The sequence below is a fragment of the Bacteroides sp. ET489 genome (genome assembly GCF_030518095.1).
Lineage (GTDB): Bacteria > Bacteroidota > Bacteroidia > Bacteroidales > Bacteroidaceae > Bacteroides > Bacteroides ndongoniae.
In genome coordinates, this window is sequence record NZ_JAULLJ010000003.1 from 12,433 (window position 1) to 35,756 (window position 23,324).

Annotated in this window: 18 protein-coding genes; 6 read left to right on the forward strand and 12 right to left on the reverse strand. The window is 52.4% G+C overall.

The genetic code is table 11. The annotated features are described in order from the left end of the window. Window positions 1–111 precede the first annotated feature (111 nt). The 3 genes from thrC to thrA all read right to left on the reverse strand — a co-directional run bounded on the left by thrC (window position 112) and on the right by thrA (window position 5,260). The gene (gene thrC / locus Q3C19_RS02335; RefSeq protein ID WP_302726965.1) at window positions 112–1,452 is read right to left on the reverse strand and encodes a threonine synthase; all 1,341 of its coding nucleotides are present in this window, start codon (window positions 1,450–1,452) and stop codon (window positions 112–114) included. A 22-nt stretch (window positions 1,453–1,474) separates the two neighbouring features. Continuing rightward, entirely contained in the window at window positions 1,475–2,728 is a 1,254-nt protein-coding gene (locus Q3C19_RS02340; protein ID WP_302726967.1) for a cofactor-independent phosphoglycerate mutase, read from the reverse strand. 99 nt (window positions 2,729–2,827) lie between these two features. Further along, a complete protein-coding gene (thrA, locus tag Q3C19_RS02345) occupies window positions 2,828–5,260 on the reverse strand; it encodes a bifunctional aspartate kinase/homoserine dehydrogenase I (RefSeq protein ID WP_302726969.1) in 2,433 nt (810 codons plus the stop codon). 459 nt (window positions 5,261–5,719) lie between these two features. On the opposite strand from thrA, the gene Q3C19_RS02350 reads away from it, so the two are divergent. Continuing rightward, window positions 5,720–6,757 carry an asparaginase gene (locus Q3C19_RS02350; RefSeq protein WP_071148529.1) on the forward strand — a complete coding sequence of 346 codons (1,038 nt, stop codon included), beginning with the start codon at window positions 5,720–5,722 and terminating at the stop codon, window positions 6,755–6,757. A 147-nt stretch (window positions 6,758–6,904) separates the two neighbouring features. Here Q3C19_RS02350 and Q3C19_RS02355 read toward each other — a convergent pair whose 3' ends face one another. Next, window positions 6,905–7,447: a carbonic anhydrase gene (locus Q3C19_RS02355; RefSeq protein WP_071148528.1), complete on the reverse strand. Its 543-nt coding sequence runs from the start codon at window positions 7,445–7,447 to the stop codon at window positions 6,905–6,907. Window positions 7,448–7,605: 158 nt separating this feature from the next. Here Q3C19_RS02355 and radA point away from each other — a divergent pair, with 158 nt between their 5' ends. The 3 genes from radA to Q3C19_RS02370 are packed head-to-tail and all read left to right on the forward strand — an operon-like array spanning window position 7,606 to window position 11,049. After that, complete coding sequence (radA, locus tag Q3C19_RS02360) at window positions 7,606–8,973, forward strand: DNA repair protein RadA (RefSeq protein WP_302726973.1); 1,368 nt, start codon at window positions 7,606–7,608, stop codon at window positions 8,971–8,973. Window positions 8,974–9,020: 47 nt separating this feature from the next. Continuing rightward, entirely contained in the window at window positions 9,021–9,407 is a 387-nt protein-coding gene (locus Q3C19_RS02365) for a GxxExxY protein (protein WP_302726975.1), read from the forward strand. A gap of 40 nt (window positions 9,408–9,447) precedes the next feature. Next, window positions 9,448–11,049 carry an NAD(P)/FAD-dependent oxidoreductase gene (locus tag Q3C19_RS02370; protein WP_302726977.1) on the forward strand — a complete coding sequence of 534 codons (1,602 nt, stop codon included), beginning with the start codon at window positions 9,448–9,450 and terminating at the stop codon, window positions 11,047–11,049. 139 nt (window positions 11,050–11,188) lie between these two features. On the opposite strand, the gene Q3C19_RS02375 is transcribed toward Q3C19_RS02370, so the two are convergent. After that, on the reverse strand, window positions 11,189–11,677 hold the full coding sequence (locus Q3C19_RS02375; RefSeq protein ID WP_022161967.1) for a DUF805 domain-containing protein: 489 nt from the start codon (window positions 11,675–11,677) through the stop codon (window positions 11,189–11,191). Between the two features lie 250 nt (window positions 11,678–11,927). Between Q3C19_RS02375 and Q3C19_RS02380 the strand changes: the two genes are divergently transcribed. Continuing rightward, entirely contained in the window at window positions 11,928–12,545 is a 618-nt protein-coding gene (locus tag Q3C19_RS02380; RefSeq protein ID WP_022161968.1) for a response regulator transcription factor, read from the forward strand. Between the two features lie 86 nt (window positions 12,546–12,631). Beyond that, a complete protein-coding gene (locus Q3C19_RS02385; RefSeq protein WP_302726980.1) occupies window positions 12,632–15,082 on the forward strand; it encodes a TonB-dependent receptor in 2,451 nt (816 codons plus the stop codon). A gap of 330 nt (window positions 15,083–15,412) precedes the next feature. Here the strand turns inward: Q3C19_RS02385 and Q3C19_RS02390 are convergent, their stop codons facing one another. The 7 genes from Q3C19_RS02390 to Q3C19_RS02420 form a co-directional block, all read right to left on the reverse strand. Further along, on the reverse strand, window positions 15,413–16,483 hold the full coding sequence (locus Q3C19_RS02390; RefSeq protein ID WP_302726982.1) for a hypothetical protein: 1,071 nt from the start codon (window positions 16,481–16,483) through the stop codon (window positions 15,413–15,415). Window positions 16,484–16,522: 39 nt separating this feature from the next. Beyond that, a complete protein-coding gene (locus Q3C19_RS02395; RefSeq protein ID WP_277121461.1) occupies window positions 16,523–18,406 on the reverse strand; it encodes a U32 family peptidase in 1,884 nt (627 codons plus the stop codon). Beyond that, a complete protein-coding gene (metA, locus tag Q3C19_RS02400) occupies window positions 18,403–19,320 on the reverse strand; it encodes a homoserine O-succinyltransferase (protein ID WP_277121463.1) in 918 nt (305 codons plus the stop codon). The genes Q3C19_RS02395 and metA overlap by 4 nt, the downstream gene beginning before the upstream one ends. A 108-nt stretch (window positions 19,321–19,428) precedes the next feature. Then, the gene (fucP, locus tag Q3C19_RS02405) at window positions 19,429–20,748 is read right to left on the reverse strand and encodes an L-fucose:H+ symporter permease (protein ID WP_071148523.1); all 1,320 of its coding nucleotides are present in this window, start codon (window positions 20,746–20,748) and stop codon (window positions 19,429–19,431) included. A gap of 313 nt (window positions 20,749–21,061) precedes the next feature. Next, a complete protein-coding gene (locus Q3C19_RS02410) occupies window positions 21,062–21,784 on the reverse strand; it encodes a hypothetical protein (RefSeq protein ID WP_302726987.1) in 723 nt (240 codons plus the stop codon). 214 nt (window positions 21,785–21,998) lie between these two features. Further along, the gene (locus Q3C19_RS02415) at window positions 21,999–22,598 is read right to left on the reverse strand and encodes an outer membrane beta-barrel protein (RefSeq protein ID WP_302726989.1); all 600 of its coding nucleotides are present in this window, start codon (window positions 22,596–22,598) and stop codon (window positions 21,999–22,001) included. Window positions 22,599–22,698: 100 nt separating this feature from the next. Beyond that, on the reverse strand, window positions 22,699–23,205 hold the full coding sequence (locus Q3C19_RS02420; protein WP_302726991.1) for a hypothetical protein: 507 nt from the start codon (window positions 23,203–23,205) through the stop codon (window positions 22,699–22,701). Window positions 23,206–23,324 lie beyond the last annotated feature (119 nt).

Sequence of the window (23,324 nt, forward strand, 5' to 3'; positions counted from 1 at the left end):
AAAGCAATATCCTCTTCACGCATGTCCGCCGATTTTCCTTTTCTGAAGATTTATAAGGAAAATCGGCGGACCAAGTTTCCGACTGTTCTGCAAACAGTCTCTACATATCTCTTATACCGTCATCAAGTACTGCTTGAAAGCTGCAAACTCCTTCGACATCGGGATGCTCTGTTTCTCGCCGCGCATAAAAGCCTGCAACTTCTCGGGGATGCTGATGGATTCGCCCAGAATACCCTCCACTGTGTCCTTAAACTTGGCCGGATGGGCTGTTTCGAGGAAGATACCAGTCTCTCCCGGTTGCAAACCTTCGCTAAGGGCACGATACCCGCAGGCGCCATGCGGATCGAGCAGGTATTGATGCTCCTTCCACACACAGCGCATAGTGTCGGCTATCTGCTCGTCGGTATAGGTAGCTCCGCTGATCTCGGCTGCAATGGCTGCATGACTATGTCCGTAGAGGTCGAGTACCCGGGCAAAGTTGCTGGGGTCGCCCACATCCATCGCATTGGCAATGGTAGCGATGCTAGGACGGGGGGTATAGATTCCCGTGCGAAGATACTGATAAAAAATGTCGTTACGATTGTTAGCAGCAATGAAGCGACTGACGGGAAATCCCATACGCTTGCCGAACAGACCGGCCGTGATGTTGCCAAAGTTGCCGCTGGGCACACAGACTACAGGACCACGCGACAATACCGCAGCAAGCTGTTCGCCCTCGCCAAAGCGTGCCTTCATTTGCTTTACCCACTGGGCATAGGCATAGAAATAGTAGAACGCCTGAGGCAAGAAACGGGCCACGTTGATCGAATTGGCACTAGTTAACTGCAGATGCTCGTTCAGCTCACGATCCATGAAGGCCGACTTAACCAGTGCCTGGCAGTCGTCGAAGGTACCGTCCACTTCAAGGGCAGTGATGTTCTGCCCCAGCGTAGTGAATTGTTTTTCCTGTATCTCGCTGACCTTGCCTTTGGGATAGAGCACATACACGTGAATGCCCTCTACACCCAGAAAGCCATTGGCCACGGCACTGCCCGTATCGCCCGAAGTAGCTACCAGCACATTGACCTGCCGTTTGCCTTCCTTACGGATAAAATAGCCCAGCAGACGGGCCATGAAGCGACCGCCCACATCCTTGAAGGCAAGCGTCGGGCCGTGAAACAGTTCGAGCGAGAAGATGTTGTCGGTAACTTTGACCAGCGGCACGTCGAAGCTCAGCGTGTCGTACACAATCTGCTTCAACGTATCGGCAGGCACGTCCTCGCCAAAGAAAGCATCGGCTACCCGATAAGCTATTTCCTGAAAGCTCAGCGTATCTATCTGGTCGTAAAACTCTTGCGGCAAGGCCTTGATGACATCGGGCATGTAAAGTCCCTTATCGATAGCCAGTCCTTTTACCACCGCGTCTTCCAGACTGACGTTGTTTTCCTGTTTATTGGTACTGTAGTATTTCATAGTTTCTGTTTCTGTGAGTTGCTTATGCTTGTTTCATAAATTCGTTGATAAACTCGTCTTCCTTCATCAGCCCATAAATGCCGTTGCAGGCAGCCACTTCGTCGAAGGTCTGCACTTCGTCGGGTTCGATGCCCGGATACCAGACGAGGAAAGGCACTGGCTCGGCCGTATGCGTACGCAGTTTGCAGGGCGTGGGATGGTCAGGCAGCACGGCGATGGCTACCGGTTCGTCCCAGTCTTTCACGGCTTCGTAGATAGGGCCTACGGCACGCTTGTCCAGATTCTCGATGGTACGCATCTTCAGTGCGATGTCGCCCTCGTGTCCGGCTTCATCGCTGGCCTCGACGTGCAGATAGACAAAGTCGTCCGTCTTCAATGCCTCAAGGGCGGCAGCCACTTTGTTTTCATAGTTGGTATCGTACAGTCCGGTAGCACCTTCCACGTTCAAGCGGCGCAGACCGGCATAGTAACCGATACCGTTAATAAGATCGACTGCCGAAATGACGGCTCCCCGCTTCACTTGCGGAAAGGTTTGCGAGAACGGTTCCATCTGCGGACGATAACCCGGGCTCCAGGGCCAGATGCTGTTGGCGGGGTCCTTGCCTTCGGCCATGCGTTTCAGGTTGACAGGATGATTCTTCAGCAGTTCCTGTGAACGGAGAATAAGGTCGTTCAACAGTTCGGCCGTTTGTGCCGGCGTCAGGTCAGCATTACCTTCGGGCACGCAGATGTGTTCGGTACCAGCCTGAGGCTTCACCATAAGCGGACGGAAAGGTTTCAGAGGCACATCGTGAGGCGGCGTACAGTCGATACGTTTATCCCCTCCCCTGACTACCAGCAGATGACGATATTGCACGCCTGTATAGAAGTGGATGCGGTCGTCACCCAGCTGCTCTTGCAGGTAGCGTACCAGTTCGTCGGCCTCTTCAGTTGTGATGTGTCCGGCTGAATGGTTCTTGATATGGTCGCCTTCGATGCAGATGATGTTGCAGCGCATGGCCATTTCGCCCGGCTTCAGGTCCACACCAATACTGGCGGCTTCGAGCGGTCCGCGGCCTTCGTACACCCGCGGCAGATTATAACCCAGTACGGACATATTGGCCACCTCGCTTCCCGGATGGAAACCGTCGGCCACCGTCACCAGACGGCCCGTGCGTCCCATGCGAGCCAGCCGGTCCATGTTGGGTGTGTCGGCTGCCTGTAGTAGTGTCTTGCCTCCCAACGAGTCGACAGGCCAGTCGGCCATGCCGTCCCCTAATATGATAATGTGTTTCATCGTTTAATGGATCATTGAAATTTGAAAATGAGATATGGGAAATGGATGCTGCATCGATATTTGCAAATTATCCATTAACCAGTATCCATTCTCCATTATTTACACGTTTGCAATGCTCATGATGTCGGCAAACACGCCGGCGGCAGTCACACTGGCTCCAGCACCGTAGCCTTGTATCATCATCGGATATTCCTTATAGCGCTCGGTAGTGAGCAGAATGATGTTGTTGCTGCCCTCCAGACCGTAGAACGGATGCCCCATGCCTACTTCCTGCAAGCCTACCGAAGCCTTGCCGTCCTCCAGCTTGGCTACGAAACGCCAGTGCTTGTGCTCGGCTTCGAGCACCTTGCGGCGGGCTTCGAAGTCGGCGTCCAGGCTGGGCACCTTCTTCCAGAAGTCGTCCAGCGAACCTTCGAAGAAGTCGTCGGGTACGAAGAGGTGTTTCTCCACGTCGCTCTGCTCCAGGCGATAACCGGCTTCGCGGGCCAGGATGACCAACTTGCGGATAACGTCCTTACCGCTGAGGTCGATACGCGGATCGGGTTCGGAATAGCGCTCTTCCTGCGCCATGCGAATGGTACGGCTGAAGGGGATGTCGGCACTGATCTTGTTGAAGATGTAGTTCAGCGTACCGCTCAACACGGCTTCTATCTTCAATATCTTGTCACCACTATGGATGAGGTCGTTAATGGTATTGATGATGGGCAGACCGGCTCCCACGTTAGTCTCGAACAGATACTTCACACCACGCTGACGGGCAATCTGCTTCAGCGTGCGATAGTTTTCGTATTCGGACGAGGCGGCTATCTTGTTGGCTGCCACTACCGATACGTTGTGTTGCAGCAGGTCTTTGTAGAGCGAAGCTACTTCGGCACTCGCCGTACAGTCGACGAAGACGGAGTTGAAGATATTCATTCCGATAATCTCGTTGCGCAAAATGCCTACAGTGCTTTCCTTACCCTTTGCGGCGAGTTCTTCACGGAAGTTGGCCAAGTCGAGCCCCTCGCGGGCAAACATCGCTCTGCTGGCATCGGCGATACCTACAACATTGAGTTGCAGACCGTTTTCCTGCATCAGTTTCTGCCGCTGGCTGTGAATCTGCTGTATCAGGCTGCCGCCCACGGTACCAATGCCGCAAATGAAGAGGTTGAGTACCTGATATTCAGAGAGGAAGAACGAATCGTGGATAACGTTAAGCGACTTACGCAACGACTTGCTGTCTACTACAAACGAAATGTTGGTCTCCGAAGCTCCCTGCGCACAGGCTATCACATTAATACCGTTGCGTCCCAACGTGCCGAACAGCTTACCGGCGATACCTGGGGTATGCTTCATGTTCTCGCCTACGATGGCTACGGTAGCCAGGTTCTTCTCGGCCTGTATAGGCGAGATCTCGCCCATCACAATTTCTTTGGCAAACTCTTCGTTCAGTACTTCGCAAGCCAGGTCGGCATCGGCATTGCGCACACCGATGGATGTCGAGTTCTCCGACGATGCCTGCGACACGAGGAAGACACTAATGCCATTCTTGGCCAATGCCTTGAATATGCGGTAGTTGACACCGATGACGCCCACCATACCGAGACCCTGCACGGTAATGAGGCTCGTATCGTTGATCGAAGAGATACCCTTGATGGCCTTACTCTGCGGATCGGAAACTTCCTGCTTGATGATGGTACCTTCGCCCTCGGGATTGAAAGTGTTCTTTATCAGAATAGGAATGTTCTTGTGGCAGACGGGATAGATGGTAGGCGGATAGACTACCTTGGCACCGAAGTTACAAAGTTCGGTAGCTTCCACGTAGCTCAACTCCTTGATGGTGTAGGCAGTGGAGATGACACGCGGATCGGCGGTCATGAAGCCGTCCACATCGGTCCAGATTTCCAGACTGTCGGCATCGAGCGCAGCGGCCACAATGGCTGCCGTGTAGTCCGAACCTCCGCGGCCCAGGTTGGTCACGACGCCCGTCGTCTTGTCGGTAGCAATGAAGCCCGGTATCAGCGTACGGCGAGGCAATTCGCGGAAGGTCTCACTCACCAGGCGATAGGTCTGGTCGGCATCGAGAATGTGTTTCGAGAATTTCTTTTCTGTCTTGATGAACTGACGCGAGTCGCGCCACTCGGCTCCTGTCAGACGTGCCGCAATGAGCGACGACAGGCGTTCGCCATAGCTTACGATGGTGTCGCTGGTCTTCTGCGACAGGTCTTTTATCAGGTATACGCCCTGAAAAATATCCTTCAGTTCGTTGAGCAACTCGCCCACTTCGCGTTGCAAGGTCACCTGCTCTTCGCCTGCCGGAATAATTTCCTTCACCATCTCGACGTGGCGGTAGACTATTTCCTTGAATTCGTTCTCGTACGAAGCGTCGCCTGCCGCTGCCAGCCGCGAGGCATTGAGCAACTTATCAGTAATGCCGCCCAGGGCCGATACGACAACGATGACCGGCTCATCGACCGCTTCTACTATTTTCTTCACACTCAGGATACTGCTTGCGGTTCCTACGGACGAACCGCCAAACTTCATTACTTTCATTATATTAGACTGTTTTTATTGACGATAATAGATAATTGAAAAAGGAAACGAGACGAAAGAAAAAAAGATCTTCTCTCCTCGCATCAAAAAAATAAAGCTGTTTTGAAATGGTGTAACACGTAGAAACACAAATACTATCCCCTAACCCCTAAGGGTCATGGTCCACATGGATGTGACGGTATGTTGGAAGTACTTGTTCATAGCTCTTGTTTCTATCGTTTCTGATAAGTGTTGCAAAAGTAACAATAAAAACGTTCATTCTATCACTTTTTGCCACTTTTTTACGATAAAAATATAGAAAGAGCCCAAAATATGCAGAAATATGCCGAATCCACAACTGACAAACTGTGCCGTTTACAGTCCTCGGAAAGAAGATTGGAATGTTCTTTTCTTACACTTTGTTAGAATTTACAATATATATCATTATCTTTGCACAGTAGAACCGAAAGAAACGAGCGTATGACCCCAGAGAACACTTCCGTTTTGTTAATATACACTGGTGGAACCATCGGAATGATCGAGAATCCGGAAACGGGCGCGCTGGAGAACTTCAATCTGGAGCAGCTCCAAAAGCATGTGCCCGAACTCCAGAAGTTTGCCTTCCGTATCGACACTTACCAGTTCGACCCGCCTATGGACTCGTCGGACATGGATCCCGAAGCGTGGCGAAGGCTGGTACGCATCATCAGCGACAACTACCAACAATATACAGGCTTCGTCATCCTGCACGGCACCGATACGATGGCCTTCACGGCTTCGGCCTTGAGCTTCATGCTCGAAGGGCTGAACAAGCCCGTCATCCTGACCGGCTCGCAACTGCCCATCGGCGTGCTGCGTACCGACGGTAAGGAAAACCTACTGACCAGCATCGAGATAGCCACAGCCTGCCACAGCAACGGCCGCCCCATCGTGCCCGAAGTATGTATCTTCTTCGAGAACCACCTGATGCGTGGAAACCGGACAACCAAAATCAATGCCGAAAACTTCAACGCCTTCCGCTCGTACAACTATCCTGTACTGGCTTCGGCAGGTATACATATTAAATATAATAATGTGCAGATTCATCCCCACGGCATCCGCCGCGAACTGAAACCGCACTTCCTGCTCGACACCAACATCGCCATTCTGAAGCTGTTCCCCGGTATTCAGGAGAACGTCGTGCGCTCGCTCTTCGCCACCGAAGGACTGAAAGCCGTCGTACTGGAAACCTACGGTTCGGGCAACGCTCCCCGCAAGCCGTGGTTCCTACAGCTGCTGTCCGATGCCAGCCGCCGGGGCATCGTCATCGTCAACGTGACGCAATGCAGCTCGGGCACCGTCGAAATGGAGCGGTACGAAACCGGTTATCAACTCATCAGCGCAGGCGTCGTGTCGGGTTACGACATCACTACCGAATCGGCCGTGGCCAAGCTGATGTTCCTGCTGGGACACGACTACGAACCAGCCAAGGTAAGAGAGTTGATGAAGCGACCGCTGGCCGGCGAAATCACAGTATAAAAAACGTTTTTGAACCCCACTTGCAAGTGCCGCGAGCCACACTTGCAATACATTTGTGGGACACTTGCGCGGCTCGCGAGCCGTACAAGTGTTGCTCGCGAGCCGTGCAAGTGTCCCACAAACCGGTCTCACAACCCCTTCAGGAAGCTATTCTACGGGGGTCAGCTCACCCGTTACGGAGTCGATGATGTAACCCGACACACGAATGTCGTGCGGAATAAGCGGATGGTTCAGGATGGCACTGACCGTTTCGCGTACCGATTTCTCAGTGTCGCCAAAGCCGTAAAGCCACGACTCGAAGTCCACACCGCAGAAACGTATCATGTCGATGGTCTCCTGATGGATGCCGCGGGCCTTCATGTGCTCAATCATCTGCTCGCTGCTCATGTGGCACGCGCCGCAGTCCGAATGGGCAACCACCATCACCTCCGTCACGCCCAGCTCGTAGATGGCTACCAGCAGGCTTCGGATCACACTGCCGAAGGGGTGCGAGATGATGCCTCCCGCATTCTTAATCATTTTCACATCGCCGTTCTTGATGCCCAAAGCCGCTGGCAGCAACTCCGTCAGCCGGGTGTCCATACACGACAGGATGGCAATCTTCTTGTCGGGATATTTCGTCGTGATGTACTTCTCGTATCCCTTGTCGGCCACAAACTGCTTGTTGAATTTCAGAATTTCGTCTATCATAATTTCAGTTGTTAAAGAATCGGTTCATATTCACATCGCGACACACAGCCGTCGGCCCGTGCACCGCACGAACAAAAGTAAAAAAACTCCGTGAAACTCTGTGTACTCTGTGGTGAATAAAGTACCTTTGAGGCCATAATTCATTAAATCTTCCGATTATGGCCAAAGAGAAAACCGTCTACGTATGCAGCAACTGCGGACAAGAGTCGCCCAAATGGCAGGGCAAGTGCCCCGCGTGCGGACAGTGGAATACCTTCGTCGAAGAAATCGTACGCAAGGAGCCCGCCAACAAACGCCCCGTTTCGGGCATCGAGACCGTCAAGTCCAAGCCCGTCACCCTGGACGAGATTGAAGCGGCCGACGAACCCCGCATCGACCTGCACGACGCCGAACTGAACCGCGTACTGGGTGGCGGACTGGTGCAAGGGTCGCTGGTGCTGATAGGCGGAGAGCCGGGCATCGGCAAGTCGACACTGGTGCTGCAAACCGTCCTGCGGATGCCCGAGAAACGCATCCTCTACATCTCGGGCGAGGAAAGCGCGCGACAGCTGAAACTGCGTGCCGAACGGCTGACGAAACAATCGTCGGACTGCCTCATCGTGTGCGAGACGTCGCTCGAACAGATCTACGTCCACATCAAGAACACACTCCCCGACCTGGTCATCATCGACTCCATACAAACCATTTCGACCGAAGCACTGGAATCCTCGCCGGGCAGCATCGCCCAGGTGCGCGAGTGTGCCGCCAGCATTCTGCGCTTCGCCAAGGAAACGCATACGGCAGTCATCCTGATTGGCCACATCAACAAGGAAGGCAGCATCGCAGGTCCCAAAGTGCTGGAACACATCGTCGATACCGTCCTTCAGTTCGAGGGCGACCAGCACTACATGTACCGCATTCTGCGCAGCATCAAGAACCGCTTCGGCAGCACCGCCGAACTGGGCATCTACGAAATGCGTCAGGACGGTCTGCGCCAAGTGAGCAACCCCTCCGAACTGCTGCTGAGTCAGGATCACGAAGGCATGAGTGGTGTGGCCATCGCCTCGGCCATCGAAGGTGTACGTCCCTTCCTCATCGAGACACAGGCACTGGTCAGTTCCGCCGTCTACGGCAATCCGCAACGCTCGGCCACGGGTTTCGACATCCGCCGCATGAACATGCTGCTGGCCGTGCTCGAAAAGCGTGTAGGCTTTAAGCTGGCGCAGAAAGACGTTTTCCTCAACATTGCAGGCGGCCTCAAGGTGAATGACCCGGCCATCGACCTGGCTGTCATCAGTGCCATCCTTTCCAGCAACATGGATGCGGAAATTGAGCCGGGCGTCTGCATGGCAGGCGAGATAGGCCTCTCGGGCGAAATCCGTCCCGTGAACCGTATCGAGCAACGCATCGGCGAGGCCGAGAAACTGGGTTTCAAACAGTTCCTCCTGCCTAAGTACAACCTGCAGGGGCTGAACACGAAGAAACTGAGCATCGAACTGGTGCCGGTGAGGAAGGTGGAAGAAGCATTTAGGGCACTGTTTGGATAGAGATATAAAACGCAGATTAACGCAGATTGACGCAAAGTAAATTTACTATGGTAAATATAGATAAAGAAACAAACGAATTATCCTATCAAGTACTGGGATGTGCATATAATGTACATAAAGAACTGGGACCTGGTTTATTGGAAAGTGTGTATGAAGCCTGTCTGTGTTATGAGCTGAGTGGAAAGAATATCCATTACGAACGGCAAAAGCCTTTACCAGTCTTCTATAAAGGTATAACATTGGATTGCGGTTACCGCATCGATATCTTAGTAGAGAACAAAATCATTATCGAACTGAAAACTGTGGAGAAAATTTCACCTATCCATACAGCACAGATAATGACTTATTTAAGATTGAGCCAAGTTCATTTAGGCTTACTTATTAATTTCTATAATATGAATTTGCAGAATGGCATAAGAAGATATGTCCTTTAATTTGCGATAATCTGCGTTAATCTGCGTTTAATAAAACAATATGATACAAGAATATAACATCAGAGTGCTACCCGAAGTAGCCGCTAACGAACAGCAATTGAAAGCCTACCTCGTACACGAGAAAGGCCTTGACGAGAAAACACTCAACGCCACCCGCATCCTGAAGCGGAGCATCGACGCCCGCCAGCGGACAGTGTTTGTCAACCTCACCGTACGTGCCTACGTCAACGAAGTGCCCAAAGACGACGAATACCTGCACACCGTATACAACAATGTAGAAGGTCGCCCCCAAGTCATCGTCGTAGGTGCCGGCCCCGGCGGACTCTTCGCCGCCCTGCGCCTCATCGAACTGGGATTGCGCCCCATTGTGGTAGAGCGCGGCAAGGACGTACGCGAACGCAAAAAAGACCTTGCCCAGATAAGCCGCACGCAGGCGGTAGACCCTGAGTCGAACTACAGCTTCGGCGAAGGTGGCGCAGGAGCCTACTCCGACGGCAAGTTGTACACCCGTAGCAAGAAGCGCGGCAATGTGGACAAGATACTTAACGTCTTCTGCCAACACGGCGCATCCACCTCCATTCTAGTGGATGCACACCCGCACATCGGCACCGACAAACTGCCCCGCGTCATCGAGAACATGCGCAACACCATCCTTCAGTGCGGCGGTGAAGTTCACTTCCAGACCCGTATGGACGCCCTGCTCATCGAAGACGATGAAGTAAAGGGCATCGAGACCAACACGGGACAGACATTCCTCGGCCCTGTCATCCTGGCTACCGGCCACTCTGCCCGCGACGTCTATCGCTGGCTGGCCGCCAACAACGTAGAGATAGAGGCCAAAGGTATCGCCGTAGGTGTGCGACTGGAGCATCCCGCCCACCTCATCGATCAGATACAGTATCACAACAAAAACGGACGCGGCAAGTATCTGCCCGCAGCCGAATACAGTTTTGTCACGCAGGTCGAAGGCCGTGGCGTTTATAGCTTCTGCATGTGCCCCGGTGGCTTCATCGTGCCCGCAGCCAGCGGTCCCGAACAGATTGTGGTGAACGGCATGAGTCCCAGTAACCGCGGCTCGCGCTGGAGCAACAGCGGAATGGTCGTGGAAATCAGACCGGAAGACTTGGAGAATGAAGAATTAGGAATGAAGACTGAAGAATTACTACAGACAGGCGAAGGAAGTTCTTCTTTGAACATGCTTTTCCTGCAGGAACACCTTGAACGCCTCTGCTGGCAGCAGGGCAACCGCCGTCAGACGGCACCAGCCCAGCGCATGGCCGACTTTATGAACAGCCGCCTCAGTGCCGACCTGCCCGAGTCGTCGTATGCTCCGGGGCTGATAGCTTCGCCCCTACACTTCTGGCTGCCTCCGTTCATCGCCAACCGCCTGGCCAAAGGTTTCCAGCAGTTCGGCCGCAATGCCCGCGGCTTCCTGACCAACGAAGCCGTGATGATAGCCGTCGAAACCCGTACATCGGCACCCGTACGCATTGTACGCGATCGCGACACCCTGCAACACGTCCGCCTTCGCGGCCTCTTCCCCTGCGGCGAAGGAGCCGGTTATGCAGGCGGCATCGTCTCTGCCGGAGTAGACGGAGAGCGGTGTGCCGAGGCGGCAGCACAGTATTGCGGAGTTCTTTAAATATACAGTCTATAAAGTACTTGTACAAAAAATATCCGCAACTTCCTTCAAAGCTTCGGAAAGGCAACGGATAAACCCCGTATTGCCCTGTCCTTTGCGAATGATAGTTGCGGATATTCTTAATTCCTCAGAGGGAACGTTATTTTACCTCTTCTCCTTCGGCGGGAGCTGAAGAAGGAGCCTGCGAAGCCTGACTGGCTGTTTTTTCGCCACCTACGTTCACTGTTACGTTGATGGAAGAGGGCTGTTGCTGGTAAGGCATACGGTTCTTCGGGTCGGGACCATATTGGTTAGGACCTACCGTACCATCGGCAAACAGCATGTACAGCCCCAGAATGATGTTAATAAGCGGAATAAGACCCAGCAAAATGAACCATCCGGACTTGTCAACATCGTGCAGACGCTTCACACCCTGCGCCAGACCGAACCATGCATCGGCAATGAGGACAACGAAACCAATCAGCACACCAAAACCAAAACCGCCAGCCGAATTGGAAGCCGCGCCTAAAAACATGGTTCCTACGCCCAGCGCCATAGCTATACCACCAAAAACAGAACTGATAACGGCAGACAGAAAATACTCGATTCTACGAATACGTCCGTCGAAAGAGAAAGGAGCTTTAAACATAATGATATTAAATTTAAGTAAATAATAAGTTTTGCGTCTTAATTGTGATAAGCAACAAAGATTATACAAATATACTAAAGAATGCACAAAAAGCAAACAATTATGTTCTTTTTTCCACCCGATTCTGAATGTCAGTCAGCTTTAGAGGAAATTCTTTATCAGCCTGTCACCGGTATTTTTGTTTCTGCCATTTGCCGGTTTCCGCAAAAATGACGTTCTTTGCAGACACATCAATCATTAATTCCAAAGTATGCCCTCGCCCGAAATCGCCATTATCGACCCGAACACACTGAGCAGCCTAGGCCTGTGCGGCCTGCTTGAAGAGCTCATACCGGGTGCAGTCATCCGCATGTTCCCCTCGTTTGCCGCCTTCGCAGACGACACGCCCGACATGTACGCGCACTACTTCGTTTCGGCGCAGGTCTATTTTGAGCATACGGTTTTCTTCCTGCCGCGGCGCCCCAAAACCATTGTGCTGGCAGCGGGCGAAGGCAACCCGCAACTGGCCGGCGTGCTGACACTGAACATCTGCCAGCCCGAGAAGGACCTTGTACGAAGCATCGTACACCTGCACGGCCACGGACACAAACACGGGCATCCCGGTAAGCTGCCCGCACCCGCCATGCCCGTCGGAGAGAAACCCGCCAACATGCCCGCCGGTCACGAACTGACGGCGCGCGAAATCGAAGTACTGGTACTGGTGGTAAAAGGCCTCATCAACAAAGAGATAGCCGACCGTCTGAACATCAGTCTGACCACCGTCATCAGCCACCGCAAGAACATCACCGAGAAGCTGGGCATCAAGTCCGTCTCGGGGCTTACCATCTATGCCGTGATGCACGGCTATGTGGAAGCCGACGCCATCTGACCCACCCCGATTTCCTCATAAGTGAGGATTGCACGTTCCGCCGATTTGCCTTTACTTTGCGGCCTGAATAGACAATACATCAGCTCATGAAGAAAATCATCCTGAACGTACTGGCGTTGCTGGCCATCGGAGCAACGCAGACAGTCCGCGGAGAAGAAGTTCCACAGGACACCACCAAAGTGGTCGATATCGAAGAAGTAGTAGTCATCGCCACACCGAAAGAGAACAGCCGACTGCGCCAACAGGCCCTCTCGGCCACATCGCTGTCGCAGGCCGACATGCGCAACAACGCCGTGCAGTCGGTCAAGAACCTGTCGGCCCTTGTGCCCAACCTGTTTATCCCCGACTACGGTTCGAAACTGACTACTTCGGTCTACGTGCGCGGCATCGGTTCGCGTATCAACACGCCCGCCGTCGGACTGTACGTGGACAACATTCCCTTCATCGACAAGTCGGCCTTCGACTTCAACTACTCCGACATCGAACGCATCGACGTGATGCGCGGCCCGCAGGGTACCCTGTACGGACGCAACACGATGGGCGGACTGATACGTGTCTTCACCAAATCGCCCTTCACTTATCAGGGCACCGACCTCACGCTGAGCGCCGCCACCTACAACAACTACAAGGCCAGCGTCAGCCACTACCATCGCATCAGCCAGCAGTTTGCCTTCTCGGCCAACTTCTTCTACGAGCATAAGGGCGGGTTCTTCAAGAACGCAGCACTCAATAACGAACGGGTGGACAAGGACGACGAGTTCGGCGGACGCCTGCGCGCCATCTTGCTGCCCAACGAAAACCTGAAACTGGACTTCACCCTGAACTACGAATACACCCATCAGGGCGGATATCCCTACGAATATACCGGCGTGACCAAAGGCGAGGAAGACCATGCCGACTACATCGGCCGCATCGCCTACAACCACCGGAGCGGCTACAAACGTAACTTGCTGAACGGCGGTCTGAACCTGGAGCACCAGGCCGACAACTTTGTGCTGAGCAGCGTGACGGGCTTCCAGCTGCTCGACGACCACATGGATCTGGACCAGGACTTCACCGAACAGAACATCTACACCATGATGCAAAAGCAGAACTCGAAGACGCTGAGCGAAGAATTGGTACTGAAGTCGAAGCCCGGCCGTCGCTGGCAATGGACAACGGGAGCCAGTGCCTTTTACCAATGGCTGCACACAGATGCCCCCGTCACCTTCCAGAGCGACGGCATGGCATGGCTGAACAGCATGACCAACGACAATGCCAACCGCTACTTGCCCACCATTTCGCAAGGTCCCATGACCATGCAATTCGTGTTCAGCGACGTGATTGGCGGCAGCACATTGCCCATCAGCGGCGTGTTCGACACACCCGTGCTAAACGCCGCCCTCTTCCACCAGTCCACCTTCAACGACCTCTTCGGCGCCGAGGGTCTCTCGCTCACACTGGGTCTGCGAATGGACTACGAACGTCTGAAGCTGGACTACAACACCGGTTGCACCTATTCGCACACCTACTCGCTCAGCGGCAAGCTGACACCGGGCGACCGCGTCATCCCCATGGTGCCCGAAACCCGCTTCGACCAGAGCCTCAGCTACCGCGGCAAACTGAACCACGACTACATCCAGCTGCTTCCTAAAGTAGCCCTGCAATACGACTTCGACCGCCGCAACAACATTTACGCCAGCGTTTCCAAAGGCTACCGCTCGGGCGGCTACAACATACAGATGTTCAGCGACCTGCTGCAGACCGACATGCGCAGCGCCAACATGGGCGACGTGGCATCGGCCACCATCCCCGTCATCGAAGGCGTGGGCATGATAGACGACGCCACCAAACAGAAGATCATCGGCATGCTGAACGGCATGGCACAGAAAGCCGAAACCGACGTACGACAAGCCACCCTCTACCGCCCCGAATATTCGTGGAACTACGAAGTAGGTACCCACCTCACCCTGCTCGACGGACGCTTGCAGACCGACCTTGCCGCCTTCTACATGGACACGCGCGACCAGCAGATTTCGCGCTTCGCCGCCAGCGGACTGGGACGCATCACCGTGAATGCCGGAAAAAGCCGGAGCCTGGGAGCCGAAGCAGCCCTGCGCGCCCAACTGACCAACGACCTGACGCTGAACGGAAGCTACGGCTACACTTACGCCACATTCACCGACTACGTCGTGAGCGACGAAGTGAACTACAACGGCCGCTACGTACCCTTCGTTCCCAAACACACGTTCAACATCGGTGCCCAATACATCATCGGTCTGAAGAAAGGTGCCTGGTTGGACAACATCACCCTGAACGCCCATTACAAAGCTGCCGGACGCATCTACTGGACCGAGGAGAACAACGCCAGTCAGGCCCTGTACGGCACCCTGAACGGCCGCATCAGCCTGAACAAAGGCAACGGACAAATAGCCCTGTGGGTGAACAATGCGCTGAACACCCGCTATCAGGCTTTCTGGTTCGAGACCATGAGCCGTGGCTTCGCCCAGATGGGACGCCCCGTACAGATAGGCATCGACCTGCGCTGCCGTTTCTGAAAAATAAACATTTCACAGGTTCCCGCCTGTCGCCGCTCCCCCCATCTGGGGTTGCGGCTGCAGGCGGGAATCTGTGTTTTCTGCCCGCCGTCCACCTGCGCCACATCTACCCATTTCAAGCCACTTGCAAATCGTTTGAGCAACACAAGTGTGGCTCGTGAGCCGTGCAAGTGTTGCTCGCGAGCCGTACAAGTGTCTCTCACGAGCCACACAAGTGTTCTACAAACCGGGCACAACAGAGTTGCGCAGTTTACGGAAATAACAGACACATTATCAGGAGATTAAAACAGAAAAGTACTCAAAAAGCAAGCATCCAAAACAAGGCTGTCGTTACTCGTTCACCGCTCCGCAATGCGGGCATATACCTTTGTGCATCATCTTGCCTCCGCAGTTGCCGCAACGGTAGCGGTCGGCACGCAGTGAGAGCCGTAACCGGCGTACAAATATCCAGACAAAGACAGCCAGAAACAGATAGCCCACGTAGATGTGCGTGGTCAGGATGAAGAAGAAATAGCAGAAGATACAGCACGAAGCCAACCCCAACAGATAGCATACGGCAGCTGCTGGCGAAAGCTGGCGGAAAAGGTCGTCGAGCACGGCCAGCAACACGATGAGGAACAGCCAGATGCTGGTGAGGAACACCGACAACACGAACGGCACTTTAAAGGGCGACAACGTCGGATTGTAATAGAAGTGTTCCCACGTTGCGGGCACAAAGACCTGCATCGACTCGTAAATCGTGGCACTGAAGGCCATCAGCAGGCAGAGCAACAACGGATATACACTGTCGATATCGTCGAAGTAGACCAGTTTCAGCTGTTTCTTGCGGAATGCCCGAAACAGCCACACGGCTACGAACAGCGCAAATACGATGACGAAATAGGATGCATGCGTGTCGCTAAACAGGTAGATGGCCTGCGAAATGCTGTCGGTAGGCGCAAAGGCACGCTTCATGTCGCTTTGGCGCAACCATCCCTGCACCTCTTGCGTGTGGGCCAGCTTCACCCATACCGAGTCCACCGAGTCGGCCGGATGAATGGCAAACTCGGCCACTACCACACGGTCGCCCTTGTGGAGCGTCTTGTAACTGTCCTTCACCGGCAGGCAGGCCAGCTCCACCGAATCAGTCCGAAGCTCCAGATTGGTGTTCCACGCATAATTGTACTTGTACAGGCATGCCAGCGAATCGCGCTGACGTCCCGTCAGTTCCTCCGAATCGAGCGCAATGCGCGGATAGTGGCAGGAAGACAGCGAGAGAAGGAAGAATAAAAAAAATATATGCCCAATCCGTGCATATAAAGAAAGAAAATGGGCACACAAAGCTCTGCCGACCCTCTTCAGGCCGTCTGTCCGTATGCTCTTCAACCGGCGTTCTCCCTTTACAAATTCTTCATTCCTCATGCTTCATTCTTTCTTTCAATACATTTTCATTGGCCGTCCTCACTCTCCCCTCTCTTTGGAAGTGGGGCCGGAAGCCAGGCTTACTTTCATCTGACACCGTTTGCAGTCAAACTCCAACCGGAAACGGCGTCCGTCGGTTCCCACCAGATAGTAGGGCTCGCGATAGGGCGAACGACCGTGCTGATGCGTGGGACACCAGCCCATGCTATAGCGCAGACAGTGCTTGCAGAACATCAGCACAGCCTCGGGCACCGACTGTTTCTCGAACGCCGGATCAATGGACTGTAGTCCGTGTTCCTGGTAAAAGCTTTGAGCAGCGGCATTCATCACATTGCCCAGATATGTCAGCGAAGTGGCCGGGAAACGGTGAGTGGTAGGTTTCCACACCGCCAGCTCGCGACGGTAACCTGCGCGGCGTACGGCTGTCAGCCGCTCCACCACCTGACGGCGCCAGTCGGTCAGCACCGACGAGGGAATGAACCAGTTGTCCGACAAACGCAGCGCAATGTCGGGCGCACCCGTCTTCTTGTCCGTTGCCACTTCGAAGGGGCTGTTGCCCAGCTTGGACAGCTGTGTGCGCAGGTTGTCGGCCTGCGGGGTACGTGCCGGCTGCTTGTCGCTGGCAAATCCCAGGGTAACATGATAGCCGTCTTCGTCGGTCGCCGTCAGGGCAAATCCCCAGGGCGTATCGGCCAATTCCCAGCCAAGAGCGATTTTCCGTTCGGCCGACTTGCGTCCCAACAGCCGCTCAAAGTCCTGGTCGTAGTTGCGGAAGAGCGGCGTGCGCGGACGTATACGGGGCATTTCGCCCGCCGGATACAGTTTGTTGCCGTCCACACGGTTGATGCGGAACCCCTGCAGACGCCCCTGTTCGTCCAGATAGCAGACGCCGTCACCGTTGTGGAAAGGCTTGACACCTGCCACGCTGATCCAGCCGCCGCGCTGTTCCTTCATTGTTCCCATCGCCTCGCCCAGCGACTTGGGGGTATCGAACGAGGCGATGTCGCGCTCGCGTCCTTGCAGAAAGTAGTGGGTAAATCCACGGCTGAAGCTTTTGTCCAGACGGGGAGTAAACGTATAATGACACCGGCCCGACGAAGCACGTGCATACTCCGGACGGCGTGCCAGGATTTCGTCCAGCTTCTGCCGATAGGCTGCGGTGACGTTCTTTACGTAGGTCACATCCTTCAACCGGCCTTCGATTTTCAGCGAAGTGGCACCTGCATCCAACAGTTGTTCCAGCAGTTCGCTTTGGTTCAGGTCCTTCAGCGACAAGAGGTGCTTGTCACGGACAATCACCTTTCCGTCGGCATCGACCAGGCTGAAAGGCAGACGACAGAACTGCGCGCACTCGCCTCTGTTGGCACTGCGTCCGAAGCAGGCCTGGCTGACATAACACTGCCCACTGTAGCTGACGCACAGCGCACCGTGTACGAATACTTCCAACGGCACGTCGGGACAAGCACGGTGGATGCCTTCAATCTCATGCAGCGACAGTTCGCGCGCCAATACCACTTGTTTGAAACCGGCATCGGCCAGGAAGCGTACTTTCTCGGGGGTGCGGTTGTCCATCTGCGTACTGGCATGGAGAGGAATGGGTGGCAGGTTGAGCCGCGTGATGCCCATGTCCTGCACAATCAGTGCATCTACACCGATGCGGTACAGGGCATCGATCATGCGTTCTGTTTCCTCCAGTTCCTCGTCCTTCAGGATGGTGTTCACCGTCACGTAGATGCGTACGCCATACAGGTGGGCATAGTCCGTCAGAGCTGCAATGTCTTCCAGCGAATTGACGGCAGCAGCCCTCGCACCGAACTTGGGCGCGCCGATATAGACAGCATCTGCTCCATGGTTTACAGCTTCTATCCCGCATTCCAGATTCTTGGCGGGAGCCAGCAGTTCGATTTTCCGTTGTCTGATCATTCTATTTCGTTGATGTTATACGGAGTTTCCTGATATACAAAGTAATTCAGCCAGTTGGAGAACAGCAGATTGGCATGAGCACGCCAACGCACGCGGACACCTTTTTCGGGATCGTCGTCCACATAGTAGTTGCGGGGCATCTCTATGGGCAGGCCTTTGGCCAGGTCACGGCGATATTCGGTATCCAGAGTCAGCGGGGAATATTCGGAATGTCCGGTAACAAAGAACTCACGACCTCCGCGTGCCATCACCAAGTGTACGCCGGCATCCTCCGATTCGGAGAGCAGTGTCAGCTCGGGCACCTTCAGAATGTCTTCCTTGCGGACTTCGGTATGGCGGCTGTGGGGCACGTAGAACATATCATCGAATCCGCGGAAAATGGGATGGAGCGGTTGCAGCGGACGGTGGGCAAAAATGCCGAACATCTTCTTGTCCAACGGATATTTGGGCACGCCATAGTGGTGATAAAGTCCGGCCTGCGCGGCCCAGCAGATATACAAAGTCGAAGTGACATGCGTGCGTGCCCAGTCGAAAATGTCGGTAATCTCGTCCCAGTAAGTCACTTCCTCGAAGTCCATTTGCTCGACCGGCGCACCGGTGATAATCATACCGTCGAACTTCTCGGCACGCATTTTTTCGAAGTCGTTATAGAACGCCTTCATGTGCTCGATAGGGGTGTTCTTCGAGGTGTGACTCTTTATTTTCATGAACTGTATCTCCACCTGCAACGGGGTGTTCGAAAGAAGGCGCACCAAGTCCGTTTCGGTAGTTATTTTCAGCGGCATCAGGTTCAGAATGACGATGCGCAGCGGGCGGATGTCCTGCTGGGTTGCACGGGAGGTATCGATGACGAAGATGTTCTCCTCCTTCAGCAACTCGATGGCAGGCAGCTTATCGGGTAAATTTAATGGCATAACGTATTGATTTTCTTTAATCGGCAAAGGTAGCGTTTTTCCCCGAAAGGGAACGAATTTTACCCTTGCTTTTTAAGAACAGGCTATGCCCCGCCCGCACCCGACCTTCTAACGAATGCGCCTTACGCGGTGGCCGTAGATCACAATCACCACAAAGCACACCAGCGGCAGCACAAACGACAGGTTGACAGCAGGCATACCCATCAGCACCTTGCAGTCGATGATAGCAGCCTGTACCGGCGGCAGTACCGAACCTCCCAGAATGGCCATAATCAGTCCGGCGGCACCAAACTTGGCATCGTCGCCCAAGCCGTTCAGGGCTATACCGTAAATAGTGGGGAACATCAGTGACATACAGGCCGATACGCCCACCAGGCAATACAAGCCAAAGATGTTATGCAGGAACATGACTCCAAGAGTCAGTACACAAGCTACCAGCGCAAGCACCTTCAGCAGCGTGCCCGGATTGAGATACTTCAGCATAAAGGTACAAATGAAACGGCTGATGCAGAATATCACCATAGCCACGATGTTGTACTTTTGCGAAAGCACCTCGGCTGCCTGCTCTTCCATACCCTGCGACATGAAAAGATGTGTACCGTACTGGATGATAAACGTCCAGCACATGATTTGTGCACCAACATAGAAGAACTGTGCCACCACGCCCTCGCGATAATGACGGATGGAGAAAATGCGTTTCAACGTGGGCAGGAAATCGATGGAATGAGACTGGTCGCCGTTATGCGGCATGCGCACCGCGCGTATCACCAACAGCATAATCAGAATGATGACCCCAATCACCAGATAAGGAGCGATAAGTATTGCCAGGTCGGAATCGCGCACTTGCTCAAACTCGGCCTGCGTCAGTTGGCTTCGTTCGACGGTATCCATCGGATTCAGACGATTCTGAATGAAATTCATTGCCACAAACATGCCTAACAGTGACCCCATCGGATTAAAAGCCTGCGCCAGATTCAGACGGCGTGTGGCCGTCCGCTCAGTACCCATTGACAGGATATACGGATTACAACTCGTTTCGAGGAACGAAAGTCCACAGGTCATGATGAAGTAGGCTATCAGGAAAGGATAATAATCGCCCGTCAGTTTGGCGGGAAAGAACAGAAACGCGCCCAAGGCATACAGTCCGAGTCCCAGCAGTACGCCGGCCTTGTAAGTAAACCGTCGTATAAACATGGCAGCCGGAAAGGCCATGGCAAAATATCCGCCATAGAAGGCTACCTGCACCAGTGCTCCGTCGGTAACACTCATCCGGAATATCTTGGAAAAAGCTTTCACCATAGGATTGGTAATGTCGTTGGCAAAACCCCACAGGGCAAAACAGGAAGTTACAAGTATAAAGGGAATGAGATAACTGACTCCGTCTTTGCTGAGAATAGACTCTTTTGTTTGATTACTGTTCTTGTTCATGGTTCTTAGATTGTTGTTACTTCATTATTTCTGCTAAAGATACATAGCTGTTTCCACATCGTGTTCATCGAGGTTTCCGACTGTTTTCCGGCAGCGGATTCCACGATTCATCTGTGCTGAACTATACTGATGCAAAGAACTGCATTTTCGCGCAGAAAAGCAACATCCGAAGAAGTGTTTTACAACACATGAAGCAAAGATGCGGGATCGGCGACACTCCCAGCCCACATCCGGACAGCAAAATGCCGGGAAACAACGAGCATGTTCCTCCGGCATTTCTTTCACACAGTATATCAAAAAGAATACAGCTTACTTACTTAATAAACGAAGCAAGCTTGCCGTTCTCAAAAAATAAGTAAGTATAAGAGTCGTACATCCATTCTTCTTTTCCACCAGACTTCTGTACCGATGCCGGTTTTCCCATGGAAAGCAAACATTCGGCAGCTGTCATGCCCTTTACCACCTCCTTGGCTTTGATTTCTGCCCAATGCGTAATAACAGGCGACTTAGTGGAAACGATATATTCCAACATCAGTTTTGTATATGCTTCATATAATGCTGCAAACTCATCCAAATTCTCCTTATGTTTTTCTTTCTTCTCCGGTTGAAGTTTCTCGAACGGCATCCGACGAACCAGTTTAATCGGCGCAACCTGTGTCTCGCAGCTGATATCAGAAGCCAAAATGGTGATAATATTGTCCGCCACTTTTACAGAGAGCAAACTATTATAACAAGCACCGGAAGAAGCACCTTTCTGCATTAGTTCTACAGTAAACTGCCGTTTATCATAATCTACGGCAAAAGCCATCTTTTCTTTTTCTTCTTCATCCAGATCGGCAAACTCGCGATGGTCAATAGCCCACAGAAGAGCATTTACGAATATGCCTTCAGAGGTAGATGGCTGTTCCAGTGTATGAAACTGGGATATGACTACTTTGTCCTTCACTACCGTATAGGGAGAAGGAACTGACTGTGCATTCACCAAAGGACAAAGCAGGAACAAACTGCATATAAACAGAAAAATATTTTTTTGCATCAAACCTATTTATTATTTAACGATTCAACCTTTATTCATTTTTTCTACCACAGGAAACTTCCGCTTGCGCCAGCACATGTTTACCTTACTTCGGCAATTTCGTTTCCTGCCACTATTTCTTTCTGACAATATTTTGTATTACACAGTTAAGGTTAAAGAAATACCGCAAGTGGCAGTATATCACCACTTGCGGCACTCTTATAAATTTCATCTATTAAAAGGCATATCCCAAAGAAATCATCCAGTTGTTTTCTTTACCGCCTTCAAACTGTTCAACGAAGCCTTTCTGATAAGTAATGTTGAAATTCAAGCTTTGATACCATACGCCTACGCCAAACTGCATACCGGCACCCAAACGATCGTATCCTTCGATATCACCGAGGTCAACGCTTTCCTCTTCACCATCCATCGACATTTTGAACTTACCAAAAACATCATAATTGATAAATCCACCGATTCGTGCATCTACTGCAATGTCGTCATTGATGTTGTACTTATAACCAAAATTTAAGGGGATTTCCAGCTTGTTCGCATTCAATGAAACTTCAACGCCGCTTTCGCTTTCCTTAAAGCCTTTAGTTGCCAACTGCAGTCCCATACCCCAGAACACACCGCTGCCACCGATGGGACGGTCGAAAGCAAGACCTACTACATAACCGGTCTTATTACCTACTTCATCCCAGCCGTCACCACTCACTCCAGCAATATCCAAACCTGCTTTTACATACCATACGGCTTTAGATTTTTGTTTTTTGTAAGTCGAACTAGTTACCAACTGTGCACTTACTGTGGAGCAAACCAATGCCACTGCCACAAATAATAAAAACTTTTTCATCGCTAATAAAATTAAAAGATTAAGAGCCTAAACAAGACTCAGACTATTTATGAATTGATTGATAAAAATACCCACTCCGTTATTTTTCAGTATCAGAATTCTTGGCTTTATTATCGCCCAAAGACTGGAAAGGATTTACGAAACGAATCTTGGTGCCATAAACATCCTGAATCCACTTATAGTCTTCTTCTTTGGTAGCCACTTTCCAGTTCTGGTATTTGGCAGGAAAACCTATTACTGTTATTTCGATGCCTTTTTTCACAGTACGGATGTCAAAAGTAGGAGCAACTATTACGTCTGCATCACATTTTTGTGCAGTAAGATAAAGAGCATTAATTTTCAGATTATCAATATCCTGCACTGTCATTTTCGTAATATCCACATCTGGGAAAGGCCATACTGCCTTCTGTCTTTCATTCGTGATTACCTGCAGGTCAACAACCAGCGGACGAACAAACACTTGTTGCTGCGGTTCGATCAAACGGCTCTGCGACTGGCGATATTCTACCTTTTGAGCTTTAGCTCCTTGCGGCATGGCCAACAGAATCAGGCCTAACAATGCTGCGAAACAGAAACAATTCTTCATACGAATTTTAATAATAGTCCGTAGTTCCCCAGACGGATTTTAATAAAGGAAGAGACGTGGGAACTGTTTTAGCCTCATATCTCCGTACAGAAACATCATCGGACATCAAACACCTATAA